At 68.2% G+C, this 25475-nt stretch carries 24 protein-coding genes; 15 read left to right on the forward strand and 9 right to left on the reverse strand.

Translation table 11 applies throughout. The annotated features are described in order from the left end of the window. The first annotated feature begins 17 nt into the window (after positions 1–17). Complete coding sequence (locus tag U4Y91_RS16505) at positions 18–1202, forward strand: M20 aminoacylase family protein (RefSeq protein WP_321806133.1); 1185 nt, start codon at positions 18–20, stop codon at positions 1200–1202. A gap of 60 nt (positions 1203–1262) precedes the next feature. Here the strand turns inward: U4Y91_RS16505 and U4Y91_RS16510 are convergent, their stop codons facing one another. Continuing rightward, a complete protein-coding gene (locus U4Y91_RS16510; RefSeq protein WP_321805927.1) occupies positions 1263–1976 on the reverse strand; it encodes a GntR family transcriptional regulator in 714 nt (237 codons plus the stop codon). Positions 1977–2148: 172 nt separating this feature from the next. Here U4Y91_RS16510 and U4Y91_RS16515 point away from each other — a divergent pair, with 172 nt between their 5' ends. From U4Y91_RS16515 to U4Y91_RS16535, 5 genes are all read left to right on the forward strand, one after another. Beyond that, positions 2149–3447, forward strand: coding sequence for an MFS transporter (locus U4Y91_RS16515; protein WP_321805928.1), 1299 nt, complete (start codon positions 2149–2151; stop codon positions 3445–3447). A 60-nt stretch (positions 3448–3507) separates the two neighbouring features. Then, the gene (locus U4Y91_RS16520; RefSeq protein WP_321805929.1) at positions 3508–4236 is read left to right on the forward strand and encodes an aspartate/glutamate racemase family protein; all 729 of its coding nucleotides are present in this window, start codon (positions 3508–3510) and stop codon (positions 4234–4236) included. A 10-nt stretch (positions 4237–4246) separates the two neighbouring features. After that, the gene (hydA, locus tag U4Y91_RS16525; RefSeq protein ID WP_321805930.1) at positions 4247–5662 is read left to right on the forward strand and encodes a dihydropyrimidinase; all 1416 of its coding nucleotides are present in this window, start codon (positions 4247–4249) and stop codon (positions 5660–5662) included. Between the two features lie 69 nt (positions 5663–5731). After that, the gene (locus tag U4Y91_RS16530) at positions 5732–6931 is read left to right on the forward strand and encodes a serine hydrolase (protein WP_321805931.1); all 1200 of its coding nucleotides are present in this window, start codon (positions 5732–5734) and stop codon (positions 6929–6931) included. Then, entirely contained in the window at positions 6931–8232 is a 1302-nt protein-coding gene (locus tag U4Y91_RS16535) for a serine hydrolase (protein WP_321805932.1), read from the forward strand. Before U4Y91_RS16530 ends, U4Y91_RS16535 begins: the two co-directional genes overlap by 1 nt. Before the next feature lie 61 nt (positions 8233–8293). Here the strand turns inward: U4Y91_RS16535 and U4Y91_RS16540 are convergent, their stop codons facing one another. The 3 genes from U4Y91_RS16540 to U4Y91_RS16555 form a co-directional block, all read right to left on the reverse strand. After that, positions 8294–9652 carry an aspartate aminotransferase family protein gene (locus U4Y91_RS16540; RefSeq protein ID WP_321805933.1) on the reverse strand — a complete coding sequence of 453 codons (1359 nt, stop codon included), beginning with the start codon at positions 9650–9652 and terminating at the stop codon, positions 8294–8296. Between the two features lie 579 nt (positions 9653–10231). After that, complete coding sequence (locus tag U4Y91_RS16550) at positions 10232–10738, reverse strand: GNAT family N-acetyltransferase (RefSeq protein WP_321805934.1); 507 nt, start codon at positions 10736–10738, stop codon at positions 10232–10234. 660 nt (positions 10739–11398) lie between these two features. Next, positions 11399–12013, reverse strand: a complete 615-nt coding sequence (locus tag U4Y91_RS16555) for a glycine zipper 2TM domain-containing protein (RefSeq protein WP_321805935.1) — start codon at positions 12011–12013, stop codon at positions 11399–11401. A 451-nt stretch (positions 12014–12464) separates the two neighbouring features. Here U4Y91_RS16555 and U4Y91_RS16560 point away from each other — a divergent pair, with 451 nt between their 5' ends. The 3 genes from U4Y91_RS16560 to U4Y91_RS16570 all read left to right on the forward strand — a co-directional run bounded on the left by U4Y91_RS16560 (position 12465) and on the right by U4Y91_RS16570 (position 15500). Then, positions 12465–13664 (forward strand): amidohydrolase family protein, encoded by a 1200-nt coding sequence (locus U4Y91_RS16560; protein ID WP_321805936.1) that lies wholly within the window; start codon positions 12465–12467, stop codon positions 13662–13664. A gap of 88 nt (positions 13665–13752) precedes the next feature. Further along, positions 13753–14937 (forward strand): amidohydrolase family protein, encoded by a 1185-nt coding sequence (locus tag U4Y91_RS16565; protein ID WP_321805937.1) that lies wholly within the window; start codon positions 13753–13755, stop codon positions 14935–14937. Between the two features lie 65 nt (positions 14938–15002). Continuing rightward, positions 15003–15500, forward strand: coding sequence for a nuclear transport factor 2 family protein (locus U4Y91_RS16570; RefSeq protein ID WP_321805938.1), 498 nt, complete (start codon positions 15003–15005; stop codon positions 15498–15500). Positions 15501–15561: 61 nt separating this feature from the next. Here the strand turns inward: U4Y91_RS16570 and U4Y91_RS16575 are convergent, their stop codons facing one another. Beyond that, complete coding sequence (locus U4Y91_RS16575) at positions 15562–16428, reverse strand: LysR family transcriptional regulator (RefSeq protein ID WP_321805939.1); 867 nt, start codon at positions 16426–16428, stop codon at positions 15562–15564. A gap of 649 nt (positions 16429–17077) precedes the next feature. Here U4Y91_RS16575 and U4Y91_RS16580 point away from each other — a divergent pair. Together U4Y91_RS16580 and U4Y91_RS16585 are read left to right on the forward strand one after the other, a co-directional pair. After that, the gene (locus U4Y91_RS16580) at positions 17078–17881 is read left to right on the forward strand and encodes an ABC transporter substrate-binding protein (protein WP_321805940.1); all 804 of its coding nucleotides are present in this window, start codon (positions 17078–17080) and stop codon (positions 17879–17881) included. Positions 17882–17936: 55 nt separating this feature from the next. Then, positions 17937–18785: a phytanoyl-CoA dioxygenase family protein gene (locus U4Y91_RS16585; protein ID WP_321805941.1), complete on the forward strand. Its 849-nt coding sequence runs from the start codon at positions 17937–17939 to the stop codon at positions 18783–18785. 151 nt (positions 18786–18936) lie between these two features. Here the strand turns inward: U4Y91_RS16585 and hutC are convergent, their stop codons facing one another. Both hutC and U4Y91_RS16595 read right to left on the reverse strand, forming a co-directional pair. After that, positions 18937–19674, reverse strand: coding sequence for a histidine utilization repressor (hutC, locus tag U4Y91_RS16590; RefSeq protein WP_257772774.1), 738 nt, complete (start codon positions 19672–19674; stop codon positions 18937–18939). A gap of 29 nt (positions 19675–19703) precedes the next feature. Further along, a complete protein-coding gene (locus U4Y91_RS16595; protein WP_321805942.1) occupies positions 19704–20246 on the reverse strand; it encodes an XRE family transcriptional regulator in 543 nt (180 codons plus the stop codon). Between the two features lie 134 nt (positions 20247–20380). Here U4Y91_RS16595 and U4Y91_RS16600 point away from each other — a divergent pair, with 134 nt between their 5' ends. From U4Y91_RS16600 to U4Y91_RS16610, 3 genes are read left to right on the forward strand one after another with little or no spacing between them, the layout of a single operon-like run. Beyond that, a complete protein-coding gene (locus U4Y91_RS16600) occupies positions 20381–21163 on the forward strand; it encodes an aldolase (RefSeq protein WP_321805943.1) in 783 nt (260 codons plus the stop codon). Positions 21164–21213: 50 nt separating this feature from the next. Next, positions 21214–22110 carry a dihydrodipicolinate synthase family protein gene (locus tag U4Y91_RS16605; protein WP_321805944.1) on the forward strand — a complete coding sequence of 299 codons (897 nt, stop codon included), beginning with the start codon at positions 21214–21216 and terminating at the stop codon, positions 22108–22110. After that, entirely contained in the window at positions 22107–22811 is a 705-nt protein-coding gene (locus U4Y91_RS16610) for an MOSC domain-containing protein (protein ID WP_321805945.1), read from the forward strand. The genes U4Y91_RS16605 and U4Y91_RS16610 overlap by 4 nt, the downstream gene beginning before the upstream one ends. A 15-nt stretch (positions 22812–22826) precedes the next feature. On the opposite strand, the gene U4Y91_RS16615 is transcribed toward U4Y91_RS16610, so the two are convergent. Continuing rightward, on the reverse strand, positions 22827–23591 hold the full coding sequence (locus U4Y91_RS16615; protein ID WP_321805946.1) for an SDR family oxidoreductase: 765 nt from the start codon (positions 23589–23591) through the stop codon (positions 22827–22829). A 405-nt stretch (positions 23592–23996) separates the two neighbouring features. Here U4Y91_RS16615 and U4Y91_RS16620 point away from each other — a divergent pair, with 405 nt between their 5' ends. Beyond that, positions 23997–24707 (forward strand): YceH family protein, encoded by a 711-nt coding sequence (locus U4Y91_RS16620; RefSeq protein WP_321805947.1) that lies wholly within the window; start codon positions 23997–23999, stop codon positions 24705–24707. A 59-nt stretch (positions 24708–24766) separates the two neighbouring features. On the opposite strand, the gene U4Y91_RS16625 is transcribed toward U4Y91_RS16620, so the two are convergent. Next, a complete protein-coding gene (locus U4Y91_RS16625) occupies positions 24767–25321 on the reverse strand; it encodes a hypothetical protein (protein WP_321805948.1) in 555 nt (184 codons plus the stop codon). Positions 25322–25475 lie beyond the last annotated feature (154 nt).

Raw genomic sequence — 25475 nt, forward strand, 5'->3', positions numbered from 1 at the left:
CCGACGAGGCAAGCACGATGGACGCACTGGACGCAACGGCAGGAAGCACGCTGCAGGGCCGGCTGAAAACCTGGCGCCGGCATCTGCACCAGCACCCGGAGACGGGTTTCGAGGAAGTGAACACGTCGGACTACGTCGCGCGGATCCTGACGACGCTCGGGCTCGACGTGCAGCGCGCGATCGGCGGCACGGGGCTCGTCGCGAATCTGACGGCCGGCACCGGCACGCGCGCGATCGGCATCCGCGCGGACATGGACGCGCTGAACATCGCCGAGCACGCGCCGGGCCGCGAACATGCGTCGCGCACGCCGGGCAAGATGCACGCGTGCGGGCACGACGGCCACATGTCGATGGTGCTCGGCGCCGCGCAACTGCTGGCCGAGCGCAAGGACTTCGACGGCACCGTGCGCTTCATTTTCCAGCCGGCCGAGGAACATGGCCGCGGCGCGAAGGCGATGATGGCCGACGGGCTGTTCGAGCGCTTTCCGGTCGACGCGATCTTCGGCGCGCACAACATGCCGGGCATGCGCGCCGGCACGTTCGCGACGCGCGCGGGCGGCATCATGGCGAGCGAAGACAACTTCGTGATCCGGATCGACGGGCGCGGCACGCATGCGGCGCGCCCGCACATGGGCATCGATCCGATCGTGATCGGCTCGCAGATCGTGCTCGCGCTGCAGACGATCGTGTCGCGCAATCTCGATCCGGGCCTGCAAGCGGTGATCTCGTGCACGGAGTTCATTACCGACGGATTGCGCAACGTGCTGCCGTCGACGGTGACGATCAAGGGCGACACGCGCAGCTATGCGCGCGACGTGCAGGCGCTGCTGGAAACGCGGATGCGCGAGATCGGCGAAGGGATCTGCCGCACGCACGGCGCGGCGTGCACGTTCGAATACACGCACGAGTTCGCGCCGACGGTGAATTCCCCGGAATGGGTCGACACGGCCGTGCAGGCCGCGGCGCACGTCGCGGGCGCCGACGCGGTGAACGCCGACGTGCAGCCGATGATGATCTCGGAGGACTTCGGCGCGTTCCTGCAGGCGGTGCCGGGCAACTTCGTGTTCATCGGCAACGGCGAAGCGGCCGGGCGCGGCGGGGTGCCGCTGCACAACGCAACGTACGATTTCAACGACGAGATTCTGCCGGTCGGCGCGCGGTATTTCGCGGAGGTGGCGCGGCGGGCGTTGAAGGCGGCGTAGCAGGCCGTCGGCGGCCTGTTCGCAGGCTCCCGCTACGCGTTCGGTTCGCTCCGCAGGCCGTTACGCTTCGGCCGCCCGCTTGGCCGACTCATCGACCGTGCCGGTGCGATCGAGGATCGCCAGCACTTCGCGCGCGGTGTTCTCCGAATGGCTGCGCAGCACCTGCGGCAGCCGCGCATGGTCGGGATCGGCGAGCGCAGCCATGATCGCTTCGTGCTCGTGCAGCGATTCGGCCCAGCGCAGCGTGTCCGCGTTCGCGGCGCCGCGCGCGCGGTGCACCTTCGACATCAGCGACGCATAAATGCCCGACAGCACCGGGTTGCCGGCCGCGTCGATGATCATCTGATGAATCTGCTGGTTCAGCCGGAAATACTCGACCCGCTTGCCGGCCTCGTGACACTCGACCATCCGCCGGTGCTTCGCCTGCAGCGCGGCGAGCGTCGACGTGCCGATCCGCTTGCGCAGCAATTCGCCCGCCATTGCCTCGAGCCCGTGCAGCAGCTCGAACGTCGACACGAGATCGTCGACGTCGATCGACGCGACGCGATAGCCGATGTACTGGCGATGCGTGACGGCGCCTTCCGCGACGAGCACCTTCAGCGCTTCGCGCAGCGGCGTCTTCGACACGTCGAACGCGAGGCTCAGTTCCTTTTCGTCGATCCGCGCGCCCGGCGGCAGTTCGCCCTCGTCGATCATCACGCGCAGGCGCGCGGCGATCTCCGCGGCCATGCCGCGCGTGCGCAGAAGCAGGGGATTGCGGGGTGTCTGGCTCATGATGGCGCAAGCTTATCACGATATCGGGGCTTACCCTGCACCACGATAGTGATAAAACAAATTCAATGAAACCAAGCGTTTACGCTAACGGTAATTATAAATTTCTAATCCTATACTCGGCTCAACGTTGCGCGACGTCCTGACCATCCTCGTTCATCCCTGGAGTCCGTCCATGTCTTCAACCTCCGGTGTCGCCGCCCTGACGGTCGGCAAGTCCGCCGTCCGCTGGAAGATATTCGTCGTCATGCTGAGCCTCATCGCGATCAACTACGTCGATCGCGCGTCGCTGTCCGTCGCCATGCCTTACATCTCGCAGGAGTTCAAGATCGGGCCGGCAATGGAGGGTCTGATCCTCAGCTCGTTCTTCTGGACCTATGCGGTGATGCAGATCCCGGGCGGCATGCTGGCCGACCGGTTCAAGCCGCGCATCGTGATCGCGACGGCGACCGTGTTCTGGGGCTTCTTCCAGGCGATCGCCGCGCTGTGCACGAACGCGCCGTCGCTGCTGCTCACGCGCCTCGGCCTCGGCGCATCCGAAGCGCCGATCTATCCGGCCGGCGGCAAGCTCAACGCGATCTGGATGACGCAGACCGAGCGCGGCCGCGGCGCCACGCTGCTCGACGGCGGCGCGCCGCTCGGCGCGGCCCTGGGCGCGGTGCTGATCGCCGGCCTGATCGCGCTGCTCGGCTCGTGGCGGCTCGCGTTCGCGGTGGCCGGCGTCGGCACGGTGCTGGCCGGTTTCCTCGCGTGGTACTACATCCGCAACACGCCGCGCGAGCATCCGGGCGTCAACGATCTCGAAGCCGACTACATTGAGGCGTCGCACGCGAGCGACCTCGCGGCCGAGCCGGCCTGTGCATCGGGCCGCTCGCGCGACTTCTTCAAGTACCGCTCGGTGTGGTGCATGTTCTTCGGCTGGATGTGCTTCAACAGCGTGTTCTACGGGCTGCTCACGTGGATGCCGAACTACCTGCACAAGGTGCACGGCTTCGACATCAAGCAGATGGGCGGGTCGACCTTCATCATCTTTTTCTGCGGCTTCGTCGGCGAGTTGCTCGGCGGCTGGATCGCCGACAAGTGGAAAGCCGCGGGCGGGCGCCCGAACGTCGTGATGCGCACGCTGTTCGGCATCGCCGCGGTGATCGCGACCGTGTCGATCTTTTCCGTTGCCTACGTGAAGAGCCCGGTCGTGTGCGTCGCGCTGCTGTCGACGACGCTGTTCTTCCTGCGCTGGTGCGGGCTGTACTGGTGCATCCCGTCGTCGCTCGGCACGCGCAACAAGATCGGCTTCCTCGGCGGCCTCATGAACCTCGGCGGCAACATCGGCGGCATCACCGTGCCGATCCTCGTCGGCGCGATCGTGCAGTTCACCGGTTCCTACTTCCTTGCGCTGATGGTGTTCGCGGCGGCCGGCGTCGGCCTGCTCGTGTGCTCCAGCGCGATCGACTACGAAAACAAGCTCCCCGTCTGACCGACCCCTTTCATTGCATCGACCGCATTCATTGCATTCACTGGTAGAGAGAAACCCATCATGAAGAAACGTACCCTGCTCGGCATGCTCACCCCTTCGTCCAACACGTCGCTCGAACCGCTGACGAGCGCGATGGTCGCCGGCCTGCCGGGCGTGTCCGCGCACTTCGCGCGCTTTCCCGTCACCGAAATCTCGCTGACGGGCCAGGCGCTCGGCCAGTTCGAAGACGACAAGATCATCCAGGCCGCGATGCTGCTCGCAGACGCGAAGGTCGATGTGATCGCGTGGAACGGCACGTCGTCCGGCTGGCTCGGCTTCGAGGCCGACGAGCGGCTGTGCGAGCGCATCACCGAAGCGACCGGGATTCCCGCCACGACGTCGGTGCTCGCGCTCAACGAGATCCTGAAGAAGACGAACGCGCACGAGTTTGGCCTCGTCACGCCGTATCTCGACGACGTGCAGACGAAGATCGTCGACAACTATCACCGCTCGGGGCTGAACTGCATCGCCGAGCGCCACCTGAACCTGAAGGTCAATTTCTCGTTCTCCGAAGTGACGGGCGACCAGATCGGCGGGATGGTGCGCGAAGTGGCGAAGGCCGGCCCGCGCGCGATCTCGATCTTCTGCACGAACCTGAACGCCGCGCACCTGGTGCCGGCGCTCGAGGAAGAGACGGGCATTCCGATCTACGACACGATCTCGACCGTCGTGTGGAAGTCGCTGCAGCTCGCCGACTACGACACGCGGCAGGTGAAGGGCTGGGGGCGTCTCTTCAGCGACGTGATCTGAGGCGCGTGCCATGTCGAACGATCTCGATTTCGTGATTCGTCACGCGGACGTCGTGACGGCGGCGGACCGGTTCTCGTGCGACATCGGCATTCGCGCGGGGCGCGTGGCCATGCTCGGCCACGGGCTGCCGCGCGCGCCGCGCGAGCTCGACGCGAGCGGGATGCTCGTGCTGCCGGGCGGCGTCGATGCGCACTGCCATCTCGACCAGCCGATGCCCGACGGGCTGAAGATGGCCGACGATTTCCTGTCCGGCACGCGCTCCGCGCTGTGCGGCGGCACGACCACCGTCGTGCCGTTCGCCGCGCAGGCGAAGGGGCAGTCGCTGCAGGCGGCCGTCGACGACTATCACCGGCGCGCGGAAGGCCGCGCGCTGATCGACTACGGTTTTCACCTGATCGTCGCCGATCCGACGCCGCACGTGCTGGCCGAGGAGCTGCCGCGGCTGATCGCGAACGGCTACACGTCGTTCAAGGTGTACATGACCTACGACGACCTGAAGCTGAACGACCGGCAGATGCTCGACGTGCTGTCGGTCGCGCGCGAGCGCGGTGCGCTCGTGATGGTGCATGCGGAGAATTCGGACTGCATCGGCTGGCTGACCGAGCGGCTGCTCGGCGACGGCCACGTCGCGCCGCGGTTCCATGCGCACGCGCGGCCGGCCGTGGTCGAGCGCGAGGCGACGCATCGCGCGATCGCGTTCGCGGAACTCGTCGACGTGCCGATCCTGATCGTGCACGTGTCGGGCGCCGAGGCGATCGAGCAGATCCGCTGGGGACAATCGCGCGGCCTGCCGATCCTGGCCGAAACCTGCCCGCAGTACCTGTATCTGACGGCCGCCGATCTCGGTCATCACGGTCACGACGGCTACGAAGGCGCGAAATGCGTATGCAGCCCGCCGCCGCGTGATCCGGCGAACCAGCAGGCGGTGTGGAAGGCGCTGAAGCAGGGCGTGTTCTCGGTATTCTCGTCCGATCACGCGCCGTTCAACTACGACGATCCGTGCGGCAAGCATCCGGGCGGTCATGCGGTAGCGTTCGACCATATTCCGAACGGAATTCCCGGTCTCGAGACGCGGCTGCCGTTGCTGTTCGACGGCGTGCGCAAGGGGCATCTGTCGCTGCACCAGTTCGTCGAGCTGACGTCGCTGCGGCCCGTGAAGCTGTACGGGCTGTATCCGCGCAAGGGGACGATCGCGGTCGGCGCCGATGCGGATATCGTCGTGTGGGATCCGGACAAGCGCGTGCGGATCGCGAATGCGTCGCTGCATCATGCGGTCGACTACACGCCTTATGAAGGGATCGAGGTGACGGGCTGGCCGCGTCATTGCCTGTCGCGTGGCGAGCTGCTCGTCGAGGACGGCCGGCTGCTCGCGGCGGAGCCGGGGCGCGGGCAGTTCCTGCCGGCCGGCAAGCCGTGCCTCGACTGACGTCGCGCGATGCGATTGCGATGTGAGCGCCCGCGCGACGCGGCGGGCGCCGTTTCAACAGGAGCTACGATGAGCGTTTCCCTCGCAATGCGCGGCCTCGCGGCCGCGGCGATCGTCGCCGGATCGTGCGGCGGCGGCTCCGCGCTGGCGGCCGGCGGCGCGTCGCAGGACCCGCCGAGCGTCGTGCCCGAGTCGGCCGGCGTCGATTCGGCGCCGCTCGTGCGGCTGTCCGAATGGCTGCGCCGCGACCGGATGGACGTGCGCAGCCTGGTCGTCGTGAAGGACGGCAAGATCGTGTTCGAGCGCTACGGCGACGGCCTCACGCGCGACAACAACTACGAGCTGTATTCGGTGACGAAGACGATCACCGCGCTGCTCGCCGGCATTCTCGACGGCGAGGGCAAGCTCGGCCCGTCGACGAAGGTCGCGCCGCTGATCGCGGCCGCGCGGCCCGATCTCGCGAGCGAACTCGCGGACAAGCAGGACATCGAGCTGCGGCACCTGATGTCGATGTCGAGCGGGTTGCGCTACACGACGCGCGAAGGCACCGATCCGCTGTACTACGATGCGCCCGACCGACTGCAGGTTGCCGTGACGAGCCGTGCCGCGCAGCCGCCCGGCACGCATTTCGACTACATCGACGTGAACCCGGTGCTGGTCGGCACGGCCGTGTCGATTGCCGCGCGGGAGCGCGAGGACGACTTCGCGCGCGAGCGGCTGTTCGAGCCGCTCGGCTTCGCGCACTACCGCTGGAGCGGCGCCGACGGCACCGGCGCGGTGGCGGGCGGCTGGGGCCTGCGGCTGCGCGCCGTCGACATGGCCAAGATCGGCATGCTGCTGCTCGACAACGGCCGCTGGAACGGCAAGCAGGTCGTGCCGGCCGGCTGGGTCCGGCAGATGACGACGCCATCGCCGGCCGCGGCCGACTACGGCTACTACTGCTGGATCGGCCATGTCGTCGAGCACGGCACGCCGGAATTCGGCGCGATGGGCTTCAAGGGGCAGTTCATCACGGTGCTGCCCGCGCAGCGCGCGGTCGTCGTGATGACGAGCCTGCTGCCGACCGACGGCGGCTTGCGCGACGCGACCTACCTGAACCTCTATCGGCGGATGGTCGGCGACTACATCCTGCCGGCGCTCACGCCCGCGCGGCCGCCGGTCGAAAGCGCGGCAGCCACGCAGGCGCTGCGCGACGAACTCGCGCGCAGCCGGCAGACGAAGGGGGTGCCCGGTACCGCTGCCGCGTTCAACGATGCACCGGAGATTTGATGAGGATTGCAAATTTTATCGACCATTCGTCCGCGTGGCGTTCCGATGCGCGGCGGCCCGCTGCGCCGTTCATGCGCCGGCTGCTCGCGCGGGTTGCCGCGTTGCTGATCGGCGGCGGGGCGCTGGCGTCCGCATCGGCACCGGTGCTGTCCGCGGCGCACGCGGCCGACGCGTTGCCGCTGCCGCCGCTGCATGAAACCGGCATCGCGGCGGCCGCGCCCGAAGATGTCGGCGTCGATTCGCGCAGGCTCGTCGCGCTGTCGCGCTGGATCCGCGAGCAGAAGCTCGACGTGTACAGCCTGCTCGTCGTGAAGGACGGCAAGCTGATCTTCGAGCGCTACGGCGCGAACGCGTCGCGCGACTCGACCTACGAGCTGTACTCGGTGACGAAGGCCGTGACGTCGCTCGTCGCCGGCATCCTGGTCGAGCAGGGCGCCGTGCAGCTCGACGAGCCGGTGGCCGCGCGGCTCGCCGCGTGGCGCCCCGAGCTCGGCGGCGCGCTCGCGGACAAGCGCGGCATCGAGCTGAAGCACGTGCTGTCGATGTCGAGCGGCCTGCACTACGACTTCAGCCCGAAGGACGATCCGATCTACTACACCGCGCCGGACCGGCTGAAACTCGCCGCATCGGCCGCGCCGAAAGTCGCGCCGGGCACCGCGTTCGAGTACACCGACGTGAACCCGATCCTCGCGTCGGCGATGTTGAGCGCGGCGGCCGGCGAGCCCGTCGAGCACTATGCGCGCACGCACCTGTTCGGCCCGCTCGACATGAAGCGCGCGACATGGGAGCGCGCGGATCGCACCGGGCTCGTGTCGGCCGGCTGGGGGCTGCGGCTGCGTGCCGTCGACATGGCGAAGATCGGCATGCTCGTGCTCGACGGCGGGCGCTGGCAGGGGCGGCAGGTGGTGCCGCAGGCGTGGATCGCGCAGATGACGGCGCCGCGCGTGTCGCCGCACTTCGGCTACTACTGGTGGATCAACAACATCGTCGACAGCGAGCCGGAATTCGACGCGATGGGCTTCAAGGGGCAATTCATCACGGTGCTGCCGAAGCGCAATACGGTGATCGTGATGACGGGCGTGCTGCCGGTGGACGGTGGCCTGCGCGACGCGGAGAACGTGAAGCTGTTCCGGCGAATGGTGAACGGCTACATCCTGCCGGCGCTCGATGGCAGTGCGGCGTCGGGGCAGGGCGGCGGCGCCGGCGATACGCGTGCGGCGCTGCGCGACGAACTCGAAGTGAGTGCGCGCACCGCGGGCGTGCCCGGCACGCAGGTCGATCCGACCGATCTGCCGAAGTAGGCGCGTCGGGCATGCGTGCGGCCGGCCGATGCAGGCGAGCCGGGCGCGCCACTGGATCACATCACACCAATTCGCCCAGGCACGCGTCGAACTGCGCGACGAGCGTGTCGACATCGTCAGCCGTCGTCTGCGGACACACGAGCATCATGTTGTGGAACGGCGTGATCAGCACGCCGCGGTTCAGCAGATACAGATGCACGATGTGCTCGAGCTCGCTGTCGAGCTGCTCGCCCGCGATCGTGCCGTTGCGCGGCGGCACCGGCGTGAACTGGAACTCGGTGCGCGCGCCGATGCGCGTCACGCACCACGGCAGCCCGTGTTTTGCGATCGCCTGTTCGAGCCCGGCCGCGAGCCGCGCGGCGAGCGCGAACATATGCGCATACGCGGCATCAGTCGCGACGTCGGCGAGCGTCGCGCGCATCGCATGCATCGCGAGCATGTTCGCGGTGAGCGTCGTGCCGATCCCGGAATGGCCGGGCGGTGCGCTCAGCTTCGCCTGTTTCGCGCGTTCCGCGAATTCGGCACTGAACCCGTACACCGCGCACGGCACGCCGCCCGCGATCGGCTTGCCGACCACCAGCGCGTCCGGTTCGAGACCGTGCGCGGCCGAGTAGCCGCCCGGGCCGCTGCTGATCGTGTGGGTTTCGTCGATCACGAGCAGCGTGCCGTAGCGGCGCGTGAGTTCGCGTGCCGCCTCCCAGAAGCCCGGCTCGGGCAGCACCATCCCGATGTTCGTCATCGCCGGCTCGGCGAGCACGCATGCGACGTCGCCATCCTTCAGCGCCGCCTCGAGCGCGGCCAGGTCGTTGAACTCGACCACGCGCGTGTTCGCGAGCAGGTCGTAGGACTGCCCGAGCAGGCTGTCGCGCTGCACCGGGCGGCCGTCGACGAGATCGACGAACACGTCGTCGACCGTGCCGTGATAGCAGCCGTTGAACACGACGATCGTGTTGCGGCCGGTGGCCGCGCGCGCCCAGCGCAGCACGAAGCGGTTCGCGTCGCTCGCGCTCAGCGCGAACTGCCAGACCGGCAGCTTGAAGCGGCGTGCGAGTTCGCGCGACACCCAGGCGGCGTCCTCGCTCGGCAGCATCGTCGTGTAGCCGCGCGTCGCCTGTTCGGCGAGCGCGCGTGCGACCGGCTCGGGCGCATGGCCGAACATCGCGCCCGTGTCGCCGAGGCAGAAGTCCGCGTAACGATGACCGTCGACGTCGGTGAAGGTCGCGCCGCGCGCCTCTTTCACGACCAGCGAGAACGGGGTCGACCAGTCCTGCATCCAGTGCAGCGGCACGCCGAACAGCAAATGCTCGGACGCTTCCGCGGACAACGCGCGGGAGATCGGCATGGCTTCGGTGAATGCACGGCGCTCGCGATCGAACAGCGCGCGAGCGCGGATGAGGTCGACTCCGTGGCGGGTCTGCAATTGAGGCTCCTGTGACGGTTTGAATGGACGGGTGAGGTCTCCGCGAGCTTGTCATATTCCATGCGCGCGGTCGATTCGGACTCGACCGTGTATTCGCCGGACATGGAGTTTGTGCGCATAAACATACGACAACGGATATCTATGTCGAACGATCAGGAAGTGAGTGTGCGCACACATACTGGTCGATATAACGGCAAAAACGGAGGAAACGACAGTTATGTACGCGGTGGCGACCACGTCTGGACTTCGCGATATGGTGCGACGACGTATGAGTAGAGATACACCGTCCGGCGTGTCGATACCTGAACCGCTGAAGGAGTAGCGCCCACGGCCGCAAGCCCCCGCCGTTCGTCTTCGCCCGTCCGATCGCTCGCGTCGCGCCTTCATCGGCTGGACCGGCGCGCTCGCCGACCGGCACGTCGCCGGGGCCGATCCATGCATTCAACGTGAGCGCGATGACGCTGACGAACGAGTCGATCGCCGGGCAGGCGGTCGACACGACGATCAGCGACAAGCGGTGATGTGACGGGGCAGGAGAGCGATCGCGTGCGGACGGCCGATGCATGCGATCGCGACGCGTCATGCGAGCGTCTTGACCATGTGGTGTTCGTCGTAGAAGCGACCGTCGACGAACAGTGAGCGCGGTTCCGTGCCGAACCGGACGAACCCCTGCGACGCGTACAGCCGTTCCGCGGTGCCGTTGATCTCGTTGACGCACAGCATCAGTTGCTTGCATTCCCACGCCTGTGCCGCGTGCGCGGTCGCGCCGTCGAGCAGCGATTGCGCAATGCCGCGGCCACGATACGCGGGGTCGACGAACACGCCCCAGACCGTCGCCTTGTGCGCGACCTTGGCGCGCGCATCGCGGCGCACGCCCGTGATGCCGACGAGCGATGCATCGTCGAATGCGCCGAACACGGCGTGCTCGTGGGTGGGCGTGATGCGCGTCGCGAATTCGTCGACCGGGACGCCGGCTTCCTCGTCGCGGGTCGGCAGGAACGAAGTTGGCGACGTGGCGACCGCGCGCAGGCGGACGGACTGAAATTGCGCCGCGTCGGCGGCATCGAGCAGGCGGATCGTGATCATCGGTCGGTGTTGTCGTTGGTGTGCCGGAAGGTCGGAATCTGCGGCGCGGTGCGCGGCAGGGCATCGATCGATGCTAATCGGAAACACACGCATTTGCTGGTGCGATCGACACGCCGCATCGACAGGCGTGAAGCGCGGTACCGAGGCGCCAATGACGGTGGGGATGCCGCGTGGAGAATCGATGAGCGTTCGCGAAGTCTGCAGGCAATCGCGCCCGCGGCGCCAAACGCATGCACGCGGAAACGAGCCGGATGCGAACGCACCTGCCGTTGCATTGGATGCGAATGCGACCGCGGGTGGCGCGCGACGTGAGGAACGTGACGACGCAGTGCCGTGCGCGACAGGCATGCCGCGCCGACTCGTAGAAGGGGGATGAAGTGAAGCGCGTTCTCGCCGTTGCGCCGAAGCGGCGCCGGACACGCGAAATACGTCCGCGACGTGAGGTGTCTGGAGGTGTCCGCGATACGTGTGATGCGCCCGATCAGCTCAGGCGCATGCGACCCGCATCGATACCGCCTCCGCGACGTGAGGTGTCCGCGATACGTGTGATGCGCCCGATCAACTCAGGCGCATGCGACCCGCATCGATACCGCCTCCGCGACGTGAGGTGTCCGCGATACGTGTGATGCGCCCGATCAACTCAGGCGCATGCGACCCGCATCAATACCGCGACAACTGATTGCCGTTGATCTGCACGCGATCGCCCGGACGCAGGTTGCCCGGCGACTGCACGTCGAACGAGCGCGTCGAGCCGTCGCTGACCTGCACGTCGATCCGGTAGCTGCTCGGCGGTTGGGCCGCGCCCATCTGCTGGCCGATCTGGTTGCCGGCGACGGCGCCGCCGAGCGCGCCGATCACGGTGGCCGCGTCGCGGCCGTGGCCGCGGCCGAACTGGTTGCCCACCAGGCCGCCGACCAGCGCACCGACGACGGTGCCGGCGACGCCCGACGTGCCGACCGAGCCGTTGATCGGCTGGATGTTCGCGACGGTGCCGTATTGCGTGCCGTAGCCGTTGCCGTACTGGCCGCCGTAAGGCTGCGGGTTGCCGTACTGGTCGTACTGCGGCGCCTGGTTCGGATAGGCCGGCTGCTGCGGCTGCACGTAACCCGGTTGCGAATACGCGGGCTGCGCGTAGCCGGGCGTCGCGTATTGCTGCTGCGGATAGCCCGGTTGCGCGCCGTAGTAGCCCGGCGCGACACAGGCGGTCAGCGGAAGCGCCGCCACGGCGACGAGCGTGGCGAACAGAACGGTCTTCGTGGAAGGCATGCGCATCATGATGTTTCCTGCATCGGCAACGTGTTCGCCGACGAATACCGGGACGGGTGGCGAACTCGGCGTGAGTATAAGGAAAGGGCGGATGCGCGTCCGGTGCGGCCGGGTAACAACGTGTAAAGTCTGTTGCCGCGCAAATCGCGGTGCGGCGCGGCCGAGATTCGACGATGCGGTTCGCCGTCCGGCAGCCGCGTGAGAGCGCCGATTGCGCGACGATCGGCACCCGCGGGCGCCCGCCCGGTGATCACGCCCCATCTTCGCGCCACGCCCGACACGCAGCCCGCCCGCACATCGCGAAATCGAATGCGCGGCATCGCGACATTTAATTGGCCACTGGCCGCCCCGTCCGATATCGTGACCGCACATCCCTGCCAACGGTCGCGCCGTGCCGGCTGCGGTGCCTTCCCCTGTCCGCGTCGGCGTCGCGCAGCGACTGCCCCACCCATTCCGACTCATGACCGATCGCTTCTTCACCAACGCCGTCGATGCCGGCGGCCAGCCCGTCAACCTCGTCGTCCATGACGGCCGCTTCGTCGCGATCGGCGCCGATTGCACTGCCGCGCCCGGCGCCGAAACGATCGATCTCGGCGGCCGCGTCGTGCTGCCCGGCTTCGTCGACGGCCACATCCATCTCGACAAGAGTTTCGTCGGCGACCGCTGGGTGCCGCACCAATCGGTCGACTCGCTGCGCGAGCGGCTCGTGGTCGAGAAGCGCCAGCTCGCGGCCGCGCCGCCGATCGTCGAGCGCGCGAATGCGCTGATCGCGCAGGCCGCCGCGTTCGGCACGATCGCGATGCGCAGCCACGTCGACGTCGACGCGACGACCGGCCTGTCGAACCTGCATGCCGTAATGGCCGCGCGCGAACAGTGGCGCGGAATCGTCGACATCGAACTGGTCGCGTTTCCGCAGGCCGGCGTGGTGACGTGCCCGGGCACCGCCGCGATCCTCGATGCGGCCGTGCGCGAAGGCGCGGACGTGGTCGGCGGGATCGACCCGTCGACGCTCGACGGCGACGCGGACGGCCAGCTCGACATCGTGTTCGGCATCGCCGAGAAGCGCGGCGCGAAGATCGACATCCACCTGCACGAACCGGGCGAGACCGGCATCGCGCAACTGCTGCGGATCGCGGCGCGCACGCGCGCGGCCGGCCTCGGCGGCCGCGTGAACGTGAGCCACGCGTATGCGCTCGGCCAGGTCGAACATGGCGACGTCGAGCGTGCGGCCGCCGCACTCGCCGACGCCGGCGTGTCGATCCTGACCAACGCGCCGGGCGACTGCGCATTCCCGCCGGTTCAGCAGCTGCGCGACGCGGGCGTGCACGTGTTCGCCGGCAACGACAACATTCGCGACGCGTGGTGGCCGTACGGCAACGGCGACATGCTGCAGCGCGCGATGATGGTCGGCTACCGCTCGGGCTTCCATACCGACGAAGCGCTCGGCCTCGCGCTCGACATGGCGACGCACGCCGGCGCGCGCGCGCTCGGCCTCGCGCACTACGGCATCGCGGTCGGCTGCGACGCGAGCTTCGTCGCGGTGCGCGCGCCGAATGCGGCGGCCGCCGTCGCCGGCGTGCCGGCCGAACGCTGGGTGTTTCGGCGCGGCGAAAGCGACACCGGTGCGCCGTTCGCGCCGGCGCTGCGTTTCACGCGCTGACGACCCGACCGCCGTCGCGGTGCGTGCATCGCGGCTGCTTCGTACTGACTGACCGACTGACCGATTGACCGACCACACCGGAACCGACATGACGAACCTGCTGATCCGCAACGTCCGCACGCACGCCGACGAAGCGCTCGACATCCTGATCGACGGCGAGCGCATCGCGCGCGTCGGCCCGTCGCTCGACGCGCCCGCCGGCTGTGCGATCGAGGACGGCGCGGGCGCGCTCGCGCTGCCCGGCCTCGTCGAAGGCCACACGCACCTCGACAAGACCCACTGGGGGATGCCGTGGTATCGCAACGCGGTGGGGCCGCGCCTCGTCGACCGCATCGAGAACGAGCGCAATTACCGCGCGACGAGCGGCCATGACGCGGGCGCCGCGTCGCTCGCGCTGTCGCGCGCGTTCCTCGCGGCCGGCACGACGCGCATCCGCACGCACGTCGACGTCGACACCAAAGCCGGGCTGCGCCATCTGCACGGCGTGCTCGCGACGCGCGAGACGCTGCGCGGCCAGGTGGAGATCCAGATCGTCGCGTTTCCGCAGTCGGGCGTGCTCAAGCGGCCCGGCACGGCCGCGCTGCTGTCCGACGCGCTCGGCGCGGGCGCCGACCTGCTCGGCGGCCTCGACCCGTGCGCGATCGAAGGTGATCCGGTCGAAGCGGTGGACGTGCTGTTCGGAATCGCAGAGCGTCATGGCCGCGGGCTCGACCTGCATCTGCACGAACGCGGATCGATGGGCGCGTACTCGCTCGATCTCATCTTGCAGCGCACGGCCGCGCTCGGCATGCAGGGCAAGGTCACGATCAGCCACGGCTTCTGCCTCGGCGACATCGCCGACCGTGAGCGCGACGCGCTGCTCGCGCGGATGGCCGAACTCGGCGTCGCGATCGTCACGACCGCGCCGGCCGCGGTGCCGGTGCCGTCGGTCGTTGCGTGCCGCGCGGCCGGCGTGACCGTGATCGGCGGCAACGACGGCGTGCGCGACACGTGGACGCCGTACGGTTCGCCCGACATGCTCGAACGCGCGATGCTGATCGGCATGCGCAACGATTTCCGCCGCGACGACGCGCTCGAAGTCGCGCTCGACTGCGTGACGCACAGCGGCGCGCGCGGCTGCGGCTTCGCCGATTACGGCCTCGAAGCGGGCAAGCGCGCGGACGTCGTGCTCGTCGATGCGCTGACGTTCGCCGAGGCCGTCGTCGCGCGGCCGGCGCGGCGGCTCGTCGTGTCGTCGGGGAAGATCGTCGCGCGCGACGGCGCGCTGGTCTGAACCGGGCGCCGCATCGTGCCGGGTATGATCGGGCTTCCTTCAGCCTGATCTTCCGGGAGACGACGATGCGACGCACCCGCACGATGGCCGCACGGGCCGCAAGATGGATCGCCGCGGCGACGTTCGCGACGGCGGCCGCGCAGGCGATGGCGGCCGGCGCGGATGGCGCGAGTGGTGCGGATGGCGCGCAGCAGGAAGCGAATCGCCGCACGGTGCTCGCGTTCTACGAGAAAGGCCTGAACGAGAAGGATGCGGATGCCGCGCTCGCGTACGTCGGCGACCGGTACGTGCAGCACAACCCGAACGCGGCCGACGGCCGCGACGGTTTCCGCAAGTTCGTCGCGTTCCTGCGTGACAAGTATCCGCAGTCGCACAGCGAGATCAAGCGCTCGTTCGTCGACGGCGACTTCGTGATCCTGCACGTGCACGCGGTGCGCGAACCCGGCACGCGCGGCAGCGCGATCGTGGACATCTTCCGCCTCGAACACGGCAAGATCGTCGAACACTGGGACGTAAACCAGCCGGTGCCGGAGCAGGCGGCGAACGGGAACACGATGTTCTGACGGGCGTCGTTTTTCTCGACAGGCACCGCCGCCCGGTCGATGCCGGCCCGCACTGCTGCGCTCATTCCTGCTCGTGCTCCAGCATCGTCGCGAGCGCTTTCGTCAGTTCGCTGACCATCGGATCGGCCGTCGGCCGGTGCAGGATCGCGATGTCCATGTGCTCGATCGGCGCGAAGCCGCCGTGCGAGTCGGTCAGCACCACGTGGTCGTCGGTCACCACGCGCGCGGGCAGCACGCTGATGCCGAGCCCGTCCGCGACGGCTGCCTGGATCCCGCTCAGGCTCGACGTCGTGAAGCTGATCCGCCAGCGCCGGCCGCGTTCCTCGATCGCCTTGATCATGTCGTCGCGATAAAGCCCGCGCGGCGGGAACACGACGATCGGCACCGGATCGAGGTCGATCGTCGGATGCTGCGCGCTGTCGATCCAGCGCAGTTTCTCCGGCCAGCGCACCACCGCCTCGCGGCTGTCGCGCCGCTGCTTGATCAGCACGAGATCGAGCTCGCCGCGATCGTAGGCCGCGCAGATGTCGCGGCTCAGCCCGCACGTCACCTCGAGCTTCACCTGCGGATGATCGCGCTTGAACGCGGCGAGCGCATGGGTCGTGCGGCCCGCCGCGAAATCGTCGGGCACGCCGAGCCGGATCGTCAGCGCGACGGTCGCGCCCGACAGCACTTCCAGCATCTCGTCGTTCAGCGCGATCATGCGCCGCGCGTAGCTGAGCACCGTCACGCCGGCGTCGGTCGGCCGCACATCGCGCGTGCCGCGGTCGAGCAGGCGATGCCCGGCGATCTCCTCCAGCCGCCGCACCTTCTGGCTGACCGTCGACTGCGTCGAATGCAGGCGTGCGGACGCGGTCGTGAAGCTGCCGCAGTCGGCGACCATCACGAGCGCGCGCAACAGGTCGAGGTCGAACAAAGGTCTATTCATTTCTGCACTTTTGCGGATTCGAGCATTTTATTTTCAAATATGTGCGACGACTTTTAACATGGGCCGAGACCGCGGGCAATCGCGGTTTCGCCGGACCCGGCGCGGCTGTGCCGGCGGACCTGCAAGGAGGATAGCGGGTGTTTTTCAAACGGCTCGCGATCGTCGGCGCGTTTGCGTTGACGATGTTCACGACGGCGCGCTCGGCTGCGCTGCGCGGCCTGGTGGCGGTGGGAGGGCGGTAGCATCGAGGTGGTATAGGTCAGAAGGCCGGTTTCCGGCAACCAGCGATGGATGGCGGTCTGATCCGCCGTGAAATTTGGACCGCCACTGCTTGTGGATATCGAATCGAACCTACTCTCGGCCGACTGTGTGCATTACCGGGTAAACGCCTGAACGTCAGGAAAATTATCGTAAATTGTTGTATTTGTCGTGTTACATCGCTCTTTCTGGGCGATCTCTCCGTCCAACTCCCCCAATCCGCCCCACCTCCATTCCTTCCGCTTGCGCTCGAAAATCTAGTGGTCTAGACTGCATCGCAGTTGCATCGAAATCCCCGTCTTTCGCGTACCGCGCCCGGCCCGCCGGCGCAACGCCCCCCAACGGACGCCCGGCGCCTTCCCCCGCCACGTCGAGACCAAAAGGACACACCATGAACCGCACTGCAAGGCTTCTCGCTTCCGCGCTGGCGTTCGCGCCGCTCGTCTCGTTCGCGCAGGACACGGCGACGATCCGCTGGGGCATCGATCCCACCTATCCGCCGTTCGAGGCGAAGCAGCCCGACGGCTCGCTCGCCGGCTTCGACATCGACCTGCGCAATGCGATCTGCGAGCAGCTGCATGCGAAATGCGTGTGGGTCGAGCAGGGGTTCGACGGGATGATTCCGGCGCTGCGCGCGCGCAAGTTCGACGTGATCATGTCCGCGATGACGGCCACCGACGAGCGGCTCAAGCAGATCGACTTCTCGAACAAGCTGTATGCGTCGCCGGGCGCGCTCGTCGCCCCGGCCGGCTCGAAGCTGCTGCCGACCGCGGCGTCGCTTGCCGGCAAGCGCATCGGGATCGACCAGGGCACGACGCAGGAGGCCTACGCGAAGGCCGAATGGGCGACCAAGGGCGTGACGATCGTGTCGTACCAGAACCAGGACCAGGTGTATCAGGATCTGGTGAACGGCCGTCTCGACGCGACCTTCCAGGACAAGACGCAAGCCGGCTATTCGTTCCTGAAGACGCCGCGCGGCAAGGGCTACGCGTTCGCGGGCCCCGACGTGACCGACGTGCGCATCACCGGCTACGGCGTCGCGATGGGCGTGCGCAAGGGCGACGCCGACATGAAGAAGCGGCTGAACGACGCGATCGCCGCGATCCGCGCGAACGGCACGTACCAGAAGATCGCCGCGAAATATTTCGACTTCGACATCTACGGCGCGAAGCAGCAGCTGACTTCCGCGCCGTGACCCCGTGACACTGCCATTCCATGACCCCGTGGCTCAATCAATCGACAGGCAACCCATGACGAGTATCCAGGAACGCGTCGCGCAAGCCGTGACGCCCGAACTGATCGCCGCCTTCCGCGACGAAGGCGCGGTATGCATCAAGGGCATCTTCTCGCCCGACGAAGTGGCCGCGCTGCGTGCCGGCATCGACGCGAACCTCGCGCAGCCGAGCGCGCGCGCGAAGGTCGCGAGCCGGCCCGACGATCCGGGCTGGTTCTTCGAGGACTTCTGCAACTGGCAGCACAACGACGCGTATCGCGACTTCATCGTGCGGTCGCCCGCGCCGTCGGTGGCCGCGGCGCTGATGGGCACGCAGTCGGTGCGGCTGCATCACGACCACCTGCTCGTGAAGGAGCCCGGCACGCGGCAGCGCACGCCGTGGCACCAGGACCAGCCGTACTACAACATCGAAGGCGACGACAACGTCAGCATGTGGATTCCGGTCGATCCGGTACCGCTCGAATCGACGCTGGAATTCGTCGCGGGTTCGCACCAGGGGCCGTGGCTGATGCCGCGCACGTTCATGGACAAGGAGGCGAAGTGGTTCCCGGAAGGCAGCCTCGCCGACCTGCCCGACATCGAAGCCGACCGTTCGGCGTTCCCGATCCGTCACTGGGCGCTCGAGCCGGGCGACATGGTGTGCTTCCGGATGCTGACGCTGCATGCGTCGGGCGGGACGCAGAACCGACGGCGCGCGTTCTCGATCCGCTTCGTCGGCGACGATATCCGTCACGCGCCGCGCCGCTGGAAGACGTCGCCCGATTTCCCGGGGCTGGCCGACGAACTGCCGGACGGCGCGCCGCTCGAGCATGCGCTGTTTCCGGTCGTGTGGTCGCGCGACGCGGGGCAGGTCGGGGCGATCTGAGCGGCGCGGATCGACGACGTCACGCGGCATCGAGCCACGTCAAGCCACGTCAAGCCACGTCAAGCGACATTCAGCGACGTCTCGCGCGCGGTGCCCGTTTCTTCGCGAAGCGGCGCGCCGCGCGTGGTCTTTTACCCGCGCTGAAGAAGGTTCAGGTCTGGTGACGTCCGGCGCCCGGCTTGAAGCGCGAGCCGAGCCGGTAGCGGTTGCCCGGATGCAGGAAGTGCACGAACGTGACGGGCAGCCCGTTCGTCCAGGTGCGGCGCGTGAGCGTGAGGCACGGCTCGTCGGCGCGCATGTCGAGCAGCCGCGCCTGTTCACCGGACGGCAGCGACGCGTCGACCACGTGCTCGATCTCCAGTTCGTAGTGCGACACGTTGTTGAACAGGTATTCGGACGGCGGCTCGGCCTGGAAATCCTGATCGATGAATTCGGGCGCGGCGGCCGGGTTCACGTAGCGATCCTCGAGCTGGATCGGGCGGCCGTTTTCCTCGTGCACGCACACCACGTGAAAGACCGGCGTGTTGACCGCCAGCCCGAACGCGGCCGCGACGTCGAACGACGCGGGCTCGCGCGACTGGCTGAGCACGCGGCAGCGGTACTCGTGGCCGCGCGCGCGGATCTCGTCGCGGATATGCGCGATCATCAGCAGGTTCGACTGCGGCTTCGCCTCGGCGACGAAGGTGCCGACGCCCGCGATGCGCTTCAGAACGCCTTCCTCGGTCAGCTCGCGCAGCGCGCGGTTGACCGTCATGCGCGCGACGCCGAACTGCGCGGCGAGATCGAGCTCGGACGGAATGCGGTCTCCCGGGCGCCAGTCGCCCGCGTCGACGTTCTGGCGAACGAGCGTCTTGATCTGCTGGAACGGTGCGGTGGTCTTCGTGACCATCGGGGATCCTTGCGCGAAAAGTGACGAATCTAGTCGTCGTGGCTGACGATGACCAGGATCTCCGCCTGCGCGGTGCCGAGGCTGCGCGTGCGGTGCGGAATGAGTGCGTTGAAATAGACTGAATCGCCAGTCTTGAGTTGCACCGTCTCGTTCGGAAATTCGATTTCGACGCGCCCCTTGTGCACGAACAGGAATTCCTCGCCTTCGTGCTCGCGGAACGTCGACGCGACGAATTCGTGCGGCGGATGCACGACGAACGGCAGCATCTTCTTCGGCGCGACGCCGGCCGCGATGCTTTCGAAGCCGTGCGCGCGACCGTCGGCCGCGGCACCCATCGGTGTGCGTTCGCCGGCCCGCGTGACCGTGATCAGCTCGCGGTTGTGGCTTTCCGAGAACAGCTGCTCGACATCGACGCTCAGCGCCTTCGACAGCTTCAGCGCGACCGCGATCGACGGCACGCTCAGGCCGCGCTCGACTTTCGACAGATAGCTCTTGGTCAGGCCGGTTTCTTCGGCCAGCACGTCGAGCGTCCAGCCCTTCTGTTTTCTGAGCAGCTTCAGGCGAATCGTCATGGGGCGCCAAGTGTCCTTCGAAAAACCGATTGTAACGCATGACACAAAGTGTCCTATGGTGTATTGTGTGTCTCACGGCGCCGGGGAAACGGCCGCGGACGGCGCGGCAGACCCGGTCCATTCAGGAGGCGAACATGGCGGAAACGCTGAATCTGACGAAGGAGGCGCTGGTCGCGCTGGCGGAGCGGCGTCTGGACAACGAGGTGGGCGACAGCGGCTGGTCCGCGCGGCAAAAACTCGCGCTCACGTGCCGGATCCTGTTCGATGCCGGTCACGATTCGGGGCTGGCCGGGCAGATCACCTGCCGCGCGGGCGAGGCCGGCACGTATTACACGCAGCGGCTCGGGCTCGGCTTCGACGAGATCTCGGCCGCGAACCTGCTGCGCGTCAACGAGGATCTCGACGTCGTCGACGGCGAAGGCATTCCGAATCCGGCCAACCGGTTCCATACGTGGATCTATCGCGAGCGTCCGGACGTGAACTGCATCATCCATACGCATCCGGCGCACGTCGCGGCGCTGTCGATGCTCGAGCAGCCGCTCGTCGTGTCGCACATGGATACGTGCCCGCTGTACGACGATTGCGCGTTCCTCAAGGACTGGCCCGGCGTGCCGGTCGGCAACGAGGAAGGCGAGATCATTTCGAAGGCGCTCGGCAGCAAGCGCGCGATCCTGCTGTCGCATCACGGCCAGCTGGTCGTCGGCAAGACGATCGAGGAGGCCTGCATCCTCGCGCTGCTGATCGAGCGGGCCGCGAAGCTGCAGCTGCTGGCGATGTCGGCCGGCGAGATCAAGCCCGTTCCGCCGGCGCTGGCGCGCGAGGCGCACGACTGGATTTCAAAGCCGAAGCGCGACGCCGTGACGTTCGACTACTACGCGCGGCGCGCATTGCGCACGCATCGAGACTGCGTCGCGTGAGCCGGCGCGTCGTTTCCGTCGTTTTCATCGATCATTGAGGAATCCATATCGTGTCCGTCATTTTGCAAGGCGTGATCGCCTACCCGGTTACACCGTTCTCCGCCGACGGCGGTGTCGACCTGAATACGCTCGATGCGCTGATCGAGCGGCTGATCGCCGACGGCGTCCATGCGATCGCGCCGCTGGGCAGTACCGGCGAGAGCGCGTATCTATCCGACGCCGAATGGGAGTCGGTCGCCACGGCGTCGATGCGCGCGGTGCGCCGGCGCGTGCCGACCGTCGTCGGCATCTCCGATCTCACGACGGCCGGCGCGGTGCGGCGCGCGCGCTTCGCCGAACAGGCCGGCGCCGATGCGGTGATGGTGCTGCCCGTGTCGTACTGGAAGCTCGGCAACGACGAGATCGTCGCGCACTACCGCGCGATCGGCGACGCCATCGGCATCCCGATCATGCTGTACAACAACCCGGCAACGAGCGGCGTCGACATGTCGCCCGAGCTGATCGCGACGATCTGCAGGACCGTCGACAACGTGACGATGGTCAAGGAGAGCACCGGCGACATCGGGCGGATGCACCGGCTCGCGCAGCTGAGCGACGGGACGATCCCGTTCTACAACGGCAGCAACCCGATGGCGCTTGCCGCGCTGGCCGCGGGCGCGGCCGGATGGTGCACGGCCGCCCCGAACCTGAATGCCGCGCTGCCGCTCGCGCTGGTCGACGCGGTGCGCGCGGGCGACCTGGCGCGTGCGAGGGCGGTGTTTCATGCGCAGTTGCCGCTGCTGCAATTCATCGTCAACGGCGGGCTGCCGGTGACCGTGAAGGCCGGGCTGCGACTGCGCGGCTTCGATGCCGGCGAGCCGAGAAAGCCGCTGCTGCCGCTCGGCGACGCGCGCACGCGCGAACTCGAACGCCTGCTTGCGGCACTGCCGGACGGTGTGCCGGCATGAGCGGCGGCCCACGGCCGGCGATCGCGGCCGCCATCGCGGCGGTGCGGATCGGCACGCGCCGGCCGCTGGCCGGCACGCCGCACGAGAGTGCGATCGACAAGCAGCCGGCCGACGGGCGTCTGTGGCTCGGCGCGCGCGGCTTCGCAGGCGACGAGCAGGCCGATGCGCGGCATCACGGTGGCCCCGACAAGGCGGTCCATCACTACGCGCACGATCACTATGCGTGGTGGATTGCGCAGATCGGCGCGCGCGACGTGCTCGCGCAGCCGGGCGCGTTCGGCGAGAACCTGTCGACGCACGGCATCACCGAGCACGACGTGTGTCTCGGCGACGTGTTCACGCTGGGCGGTGCCGTGCTGCAGGTGTCGCAGTCGCGGCAGCCGTGCTGGAAGCTCAATGCGCGCTTCGAGCATCCACGCATGGCGGCGCTCGTGCAGCATAGCGGCCGCACCGGCTGGTATTACCGCGTATTGCACGAAGGCTGGGTGGCGCCGGGCGATCTGCTGGCGCTGCACGAGCGCCGCTATCCGCAGTGGCCGCTGTCGACGGTGCTCGACGTGCTGTACCGGCGCACGCTCGACATGGCCGCGCTCGACGCGCTGTGCGACGTTCCGGTGTTGCCGCCCGGCTGGCGCACGATGCTCGACAAGCGCCGCACGGCGCGGCAGGTCGAAGACTGGACGAAGCGGCTCGAAGGGTGAGGAGCCGCGCGCGGCTTACCTGGCCGGCAGGTTCCGCACGTCGGCCGTCGGCTCGGTGCCGAACGTGTCGCTCAGCGCATAGCCGATCAGCTGCCGTGCGGCCGCCTCGGGCGTCGACAGCGCGCCGCTCGCCTTCAACTCGTCGAATTTCTCGCGCATCGGGAAGTTCGCTTCGCTGGTCGAGCGGATCGTCGCCTGCATGCCCGTATCGACGACGCCCGGCGCGACGCTGCAGATCCGCAGCGCGCGGTTCGCATCGAGCGCGACGGCGCGCGCGTGATGATCGAGCGCGGCCTTGGTCGCGCAGTAGACGCTCCAGCCCGCGTACGCGTTGCGCGCGGCGCCGCTCGACACGTGCAGGATCCGGCATTCGGTCGGCGCCGCTGCCGCCTGCACGAGCGCGGCCGACAGCATCAGCGGCGCCGCGACGTTCAGGCCGACCGCGCGCGCGACGAGCGCCGGATCCTGTGCGTCGAGCGGCCCGATCGGATCGACGATGCCCGCGTTGTTGAAGAGCAGCACGATCGACGCGCCATCGACGAAGCGGCGCAGCGTGTCGCCGGCGAGCCAGGTCGCGACGGCCGACGTGTCCGACAGGTCGAGTTCGATTTCGGCGAAACGGTCGCCGGCCTGCGCGGCGAGCGATGGATGACGGCTGCGCGACACGCCGAGCACGGCGATGCCTTCCTGCAGCAATTGTTCGGCAAGCGACGCGCCGAGGCCGCGCGTGTGTCCGGTGACGATGGCGCGCACGTGCGGCGCGAGGGAGGAGGCGATCATGGCGGTGAACGAGTGAACGGTTGAAGCGTGTCGACAGGCGCGGCGCGCAGGCGGGGCGGCACGGCGTGCGGGACGGGCGATGCACGGTATTGACCTGGCGGACGAATCCGGCCGAGCGCCGCGTGTCCGGGTGAACGGGTATCGTAGCGCCGGCCTGCGCGACGCGCAAACGCGGGACGATGCCGCGCGTGAGCGTGGAGCATGCGTTCGTGCGGCCGAACGCAGGCGTCGTCGTGCGCCGCACGGCCGAACCGTTGGACGAAAACCGGCCGCGGCAAGTGCGCGCGCCGCGGCGGCGGCTGGCGCCGGGCCCCACGTCGCGAGCTATCATATGGCTCGCCCGTTCGAGACGCCGGACGGGCCGCGACCGTTTCCCTTCACCTGCTGCACGCTGCGACGCCATCCATGAACACCACGCCGGACATGCCCACGCCACGCGCCCTGCGCGAACTCACGCCCCTCGAGGCCCGCATTCTCGGGGTGCTCGTCGAGAAGCAGCACACGGTGCCGGATACCTATCCGCTGTCGCTGAATGCGCTGACCGCGGGATGCAACCAGAAAACCGCGCGCTCGCCGGTGATGAACGTCAGCGACGACGAAGTCACGACCGCGCTCGACGGGCTCAAGCACCTGAGCCTCGTGATGGAGGGCAGCAGCAGCCGCGTGCCGCGTTTCGAGCACAACGTGAACCGCGTGCTCGGGATTCCGAGCCAGGCGATCGCGCTGCTGACGATCCTGCTGCTGCGCGGCCCGCAGACGGCCGCCGAATTGCGCCTGAACAGCGCACGCCTGCACGGCTTCGCGGACATCTCGTCGGTCGAGGCGTTCCTCGACGAACTCGCGACGCGTGCGCAGCCGCTCGTCGTCCGGCTGCCGCGCGCGCCCGGTGCGCGCGAGAACCGCTGGATGCACCTGATGTGCGGCGAGGTGAACGTCGCCGACTACGCCGGTGCGGATGCGGGCGGCGGCGCGGATTCCGTTCCGCCGTCGGAGTTCGAGGCGCTCAAGGCCGAGCAGAAGCGGCTGGCGGATGAAGTGGCGCGGCTGAACGCACTCGTACAGCGGATGGCGACCGAACTCGGGATCGACGTCGATACCCCGGGCGACGCTGGCTGACCGCCCGCCCGAGCCAACTCGACACCGGCGCGCATGTGAGTCGTGGATGGAGAAGCGCTTCAGCCGATGCCGATTCGCGTGGCACCTGCGTCGACGAGCCGGAACAGCAGATCCTCGACGGCCGCGCCCGGCGCCGAGCCCAGGTCCGCATTGACGCGCCAGCCTTGCTCCGTACCCGCCGGTTCCGACAGATAGTGAACGATGCCGTGCAGGCCGTCTTCGGCCGGCTCGCCTGCGTCGTCGGCGTCGAACCACGCGAAGAACCATGTCCTGAACGCGTCGGTGGCCGCGGCCTCACCGATACCGTCGGCTTCGATCGTCGCCCAGTCCCACACGAACGGCCGGATCGACACGGCCGCCGTTTCGAGTTCGAACGCGAACGGTTCGAAGTCCAGTTGCGTGGTCGAGTCGACCATCGCCGGCTCGCCGGCCGATTCGCCTTCGGTGTGGACGATGTCGGCGCGGCACGGCAGTGCGAGCGGGCCTTCGGTGGCCAGCGTGCCGTCGGCTTTCCGGTAGGCCGGTTCGACGACGGCCGCCGGTTGCGCTGCCGCTTGTGCGAGCAGGTCGGCGTAGGGCTGGCGGATGGCGCTGAGCAGTTCGGATACGGTCATCGTGGCGTGTCGGGTCATGTTGCGAACGATCAATCACAGACAGGTGGTGCGTCGTGCCGCCTGCGCCGAAGGCGAGGCGCCTTCGGCAGCGGACAGGCATGATCGTACGGTACGTCGGCGACACGCGACCACTCGGCCGAACGGCCGGCGCCCC

Origin of the sequence: Burkholderia sp. BCC1993, from assembly GCF_905339865.1 — a bacterium.
GTDB lineage: Bacteria > Pseudomonadota > Gammaproteobacteria > Burkholderiales > Burkholderiaceae > Burkholderia.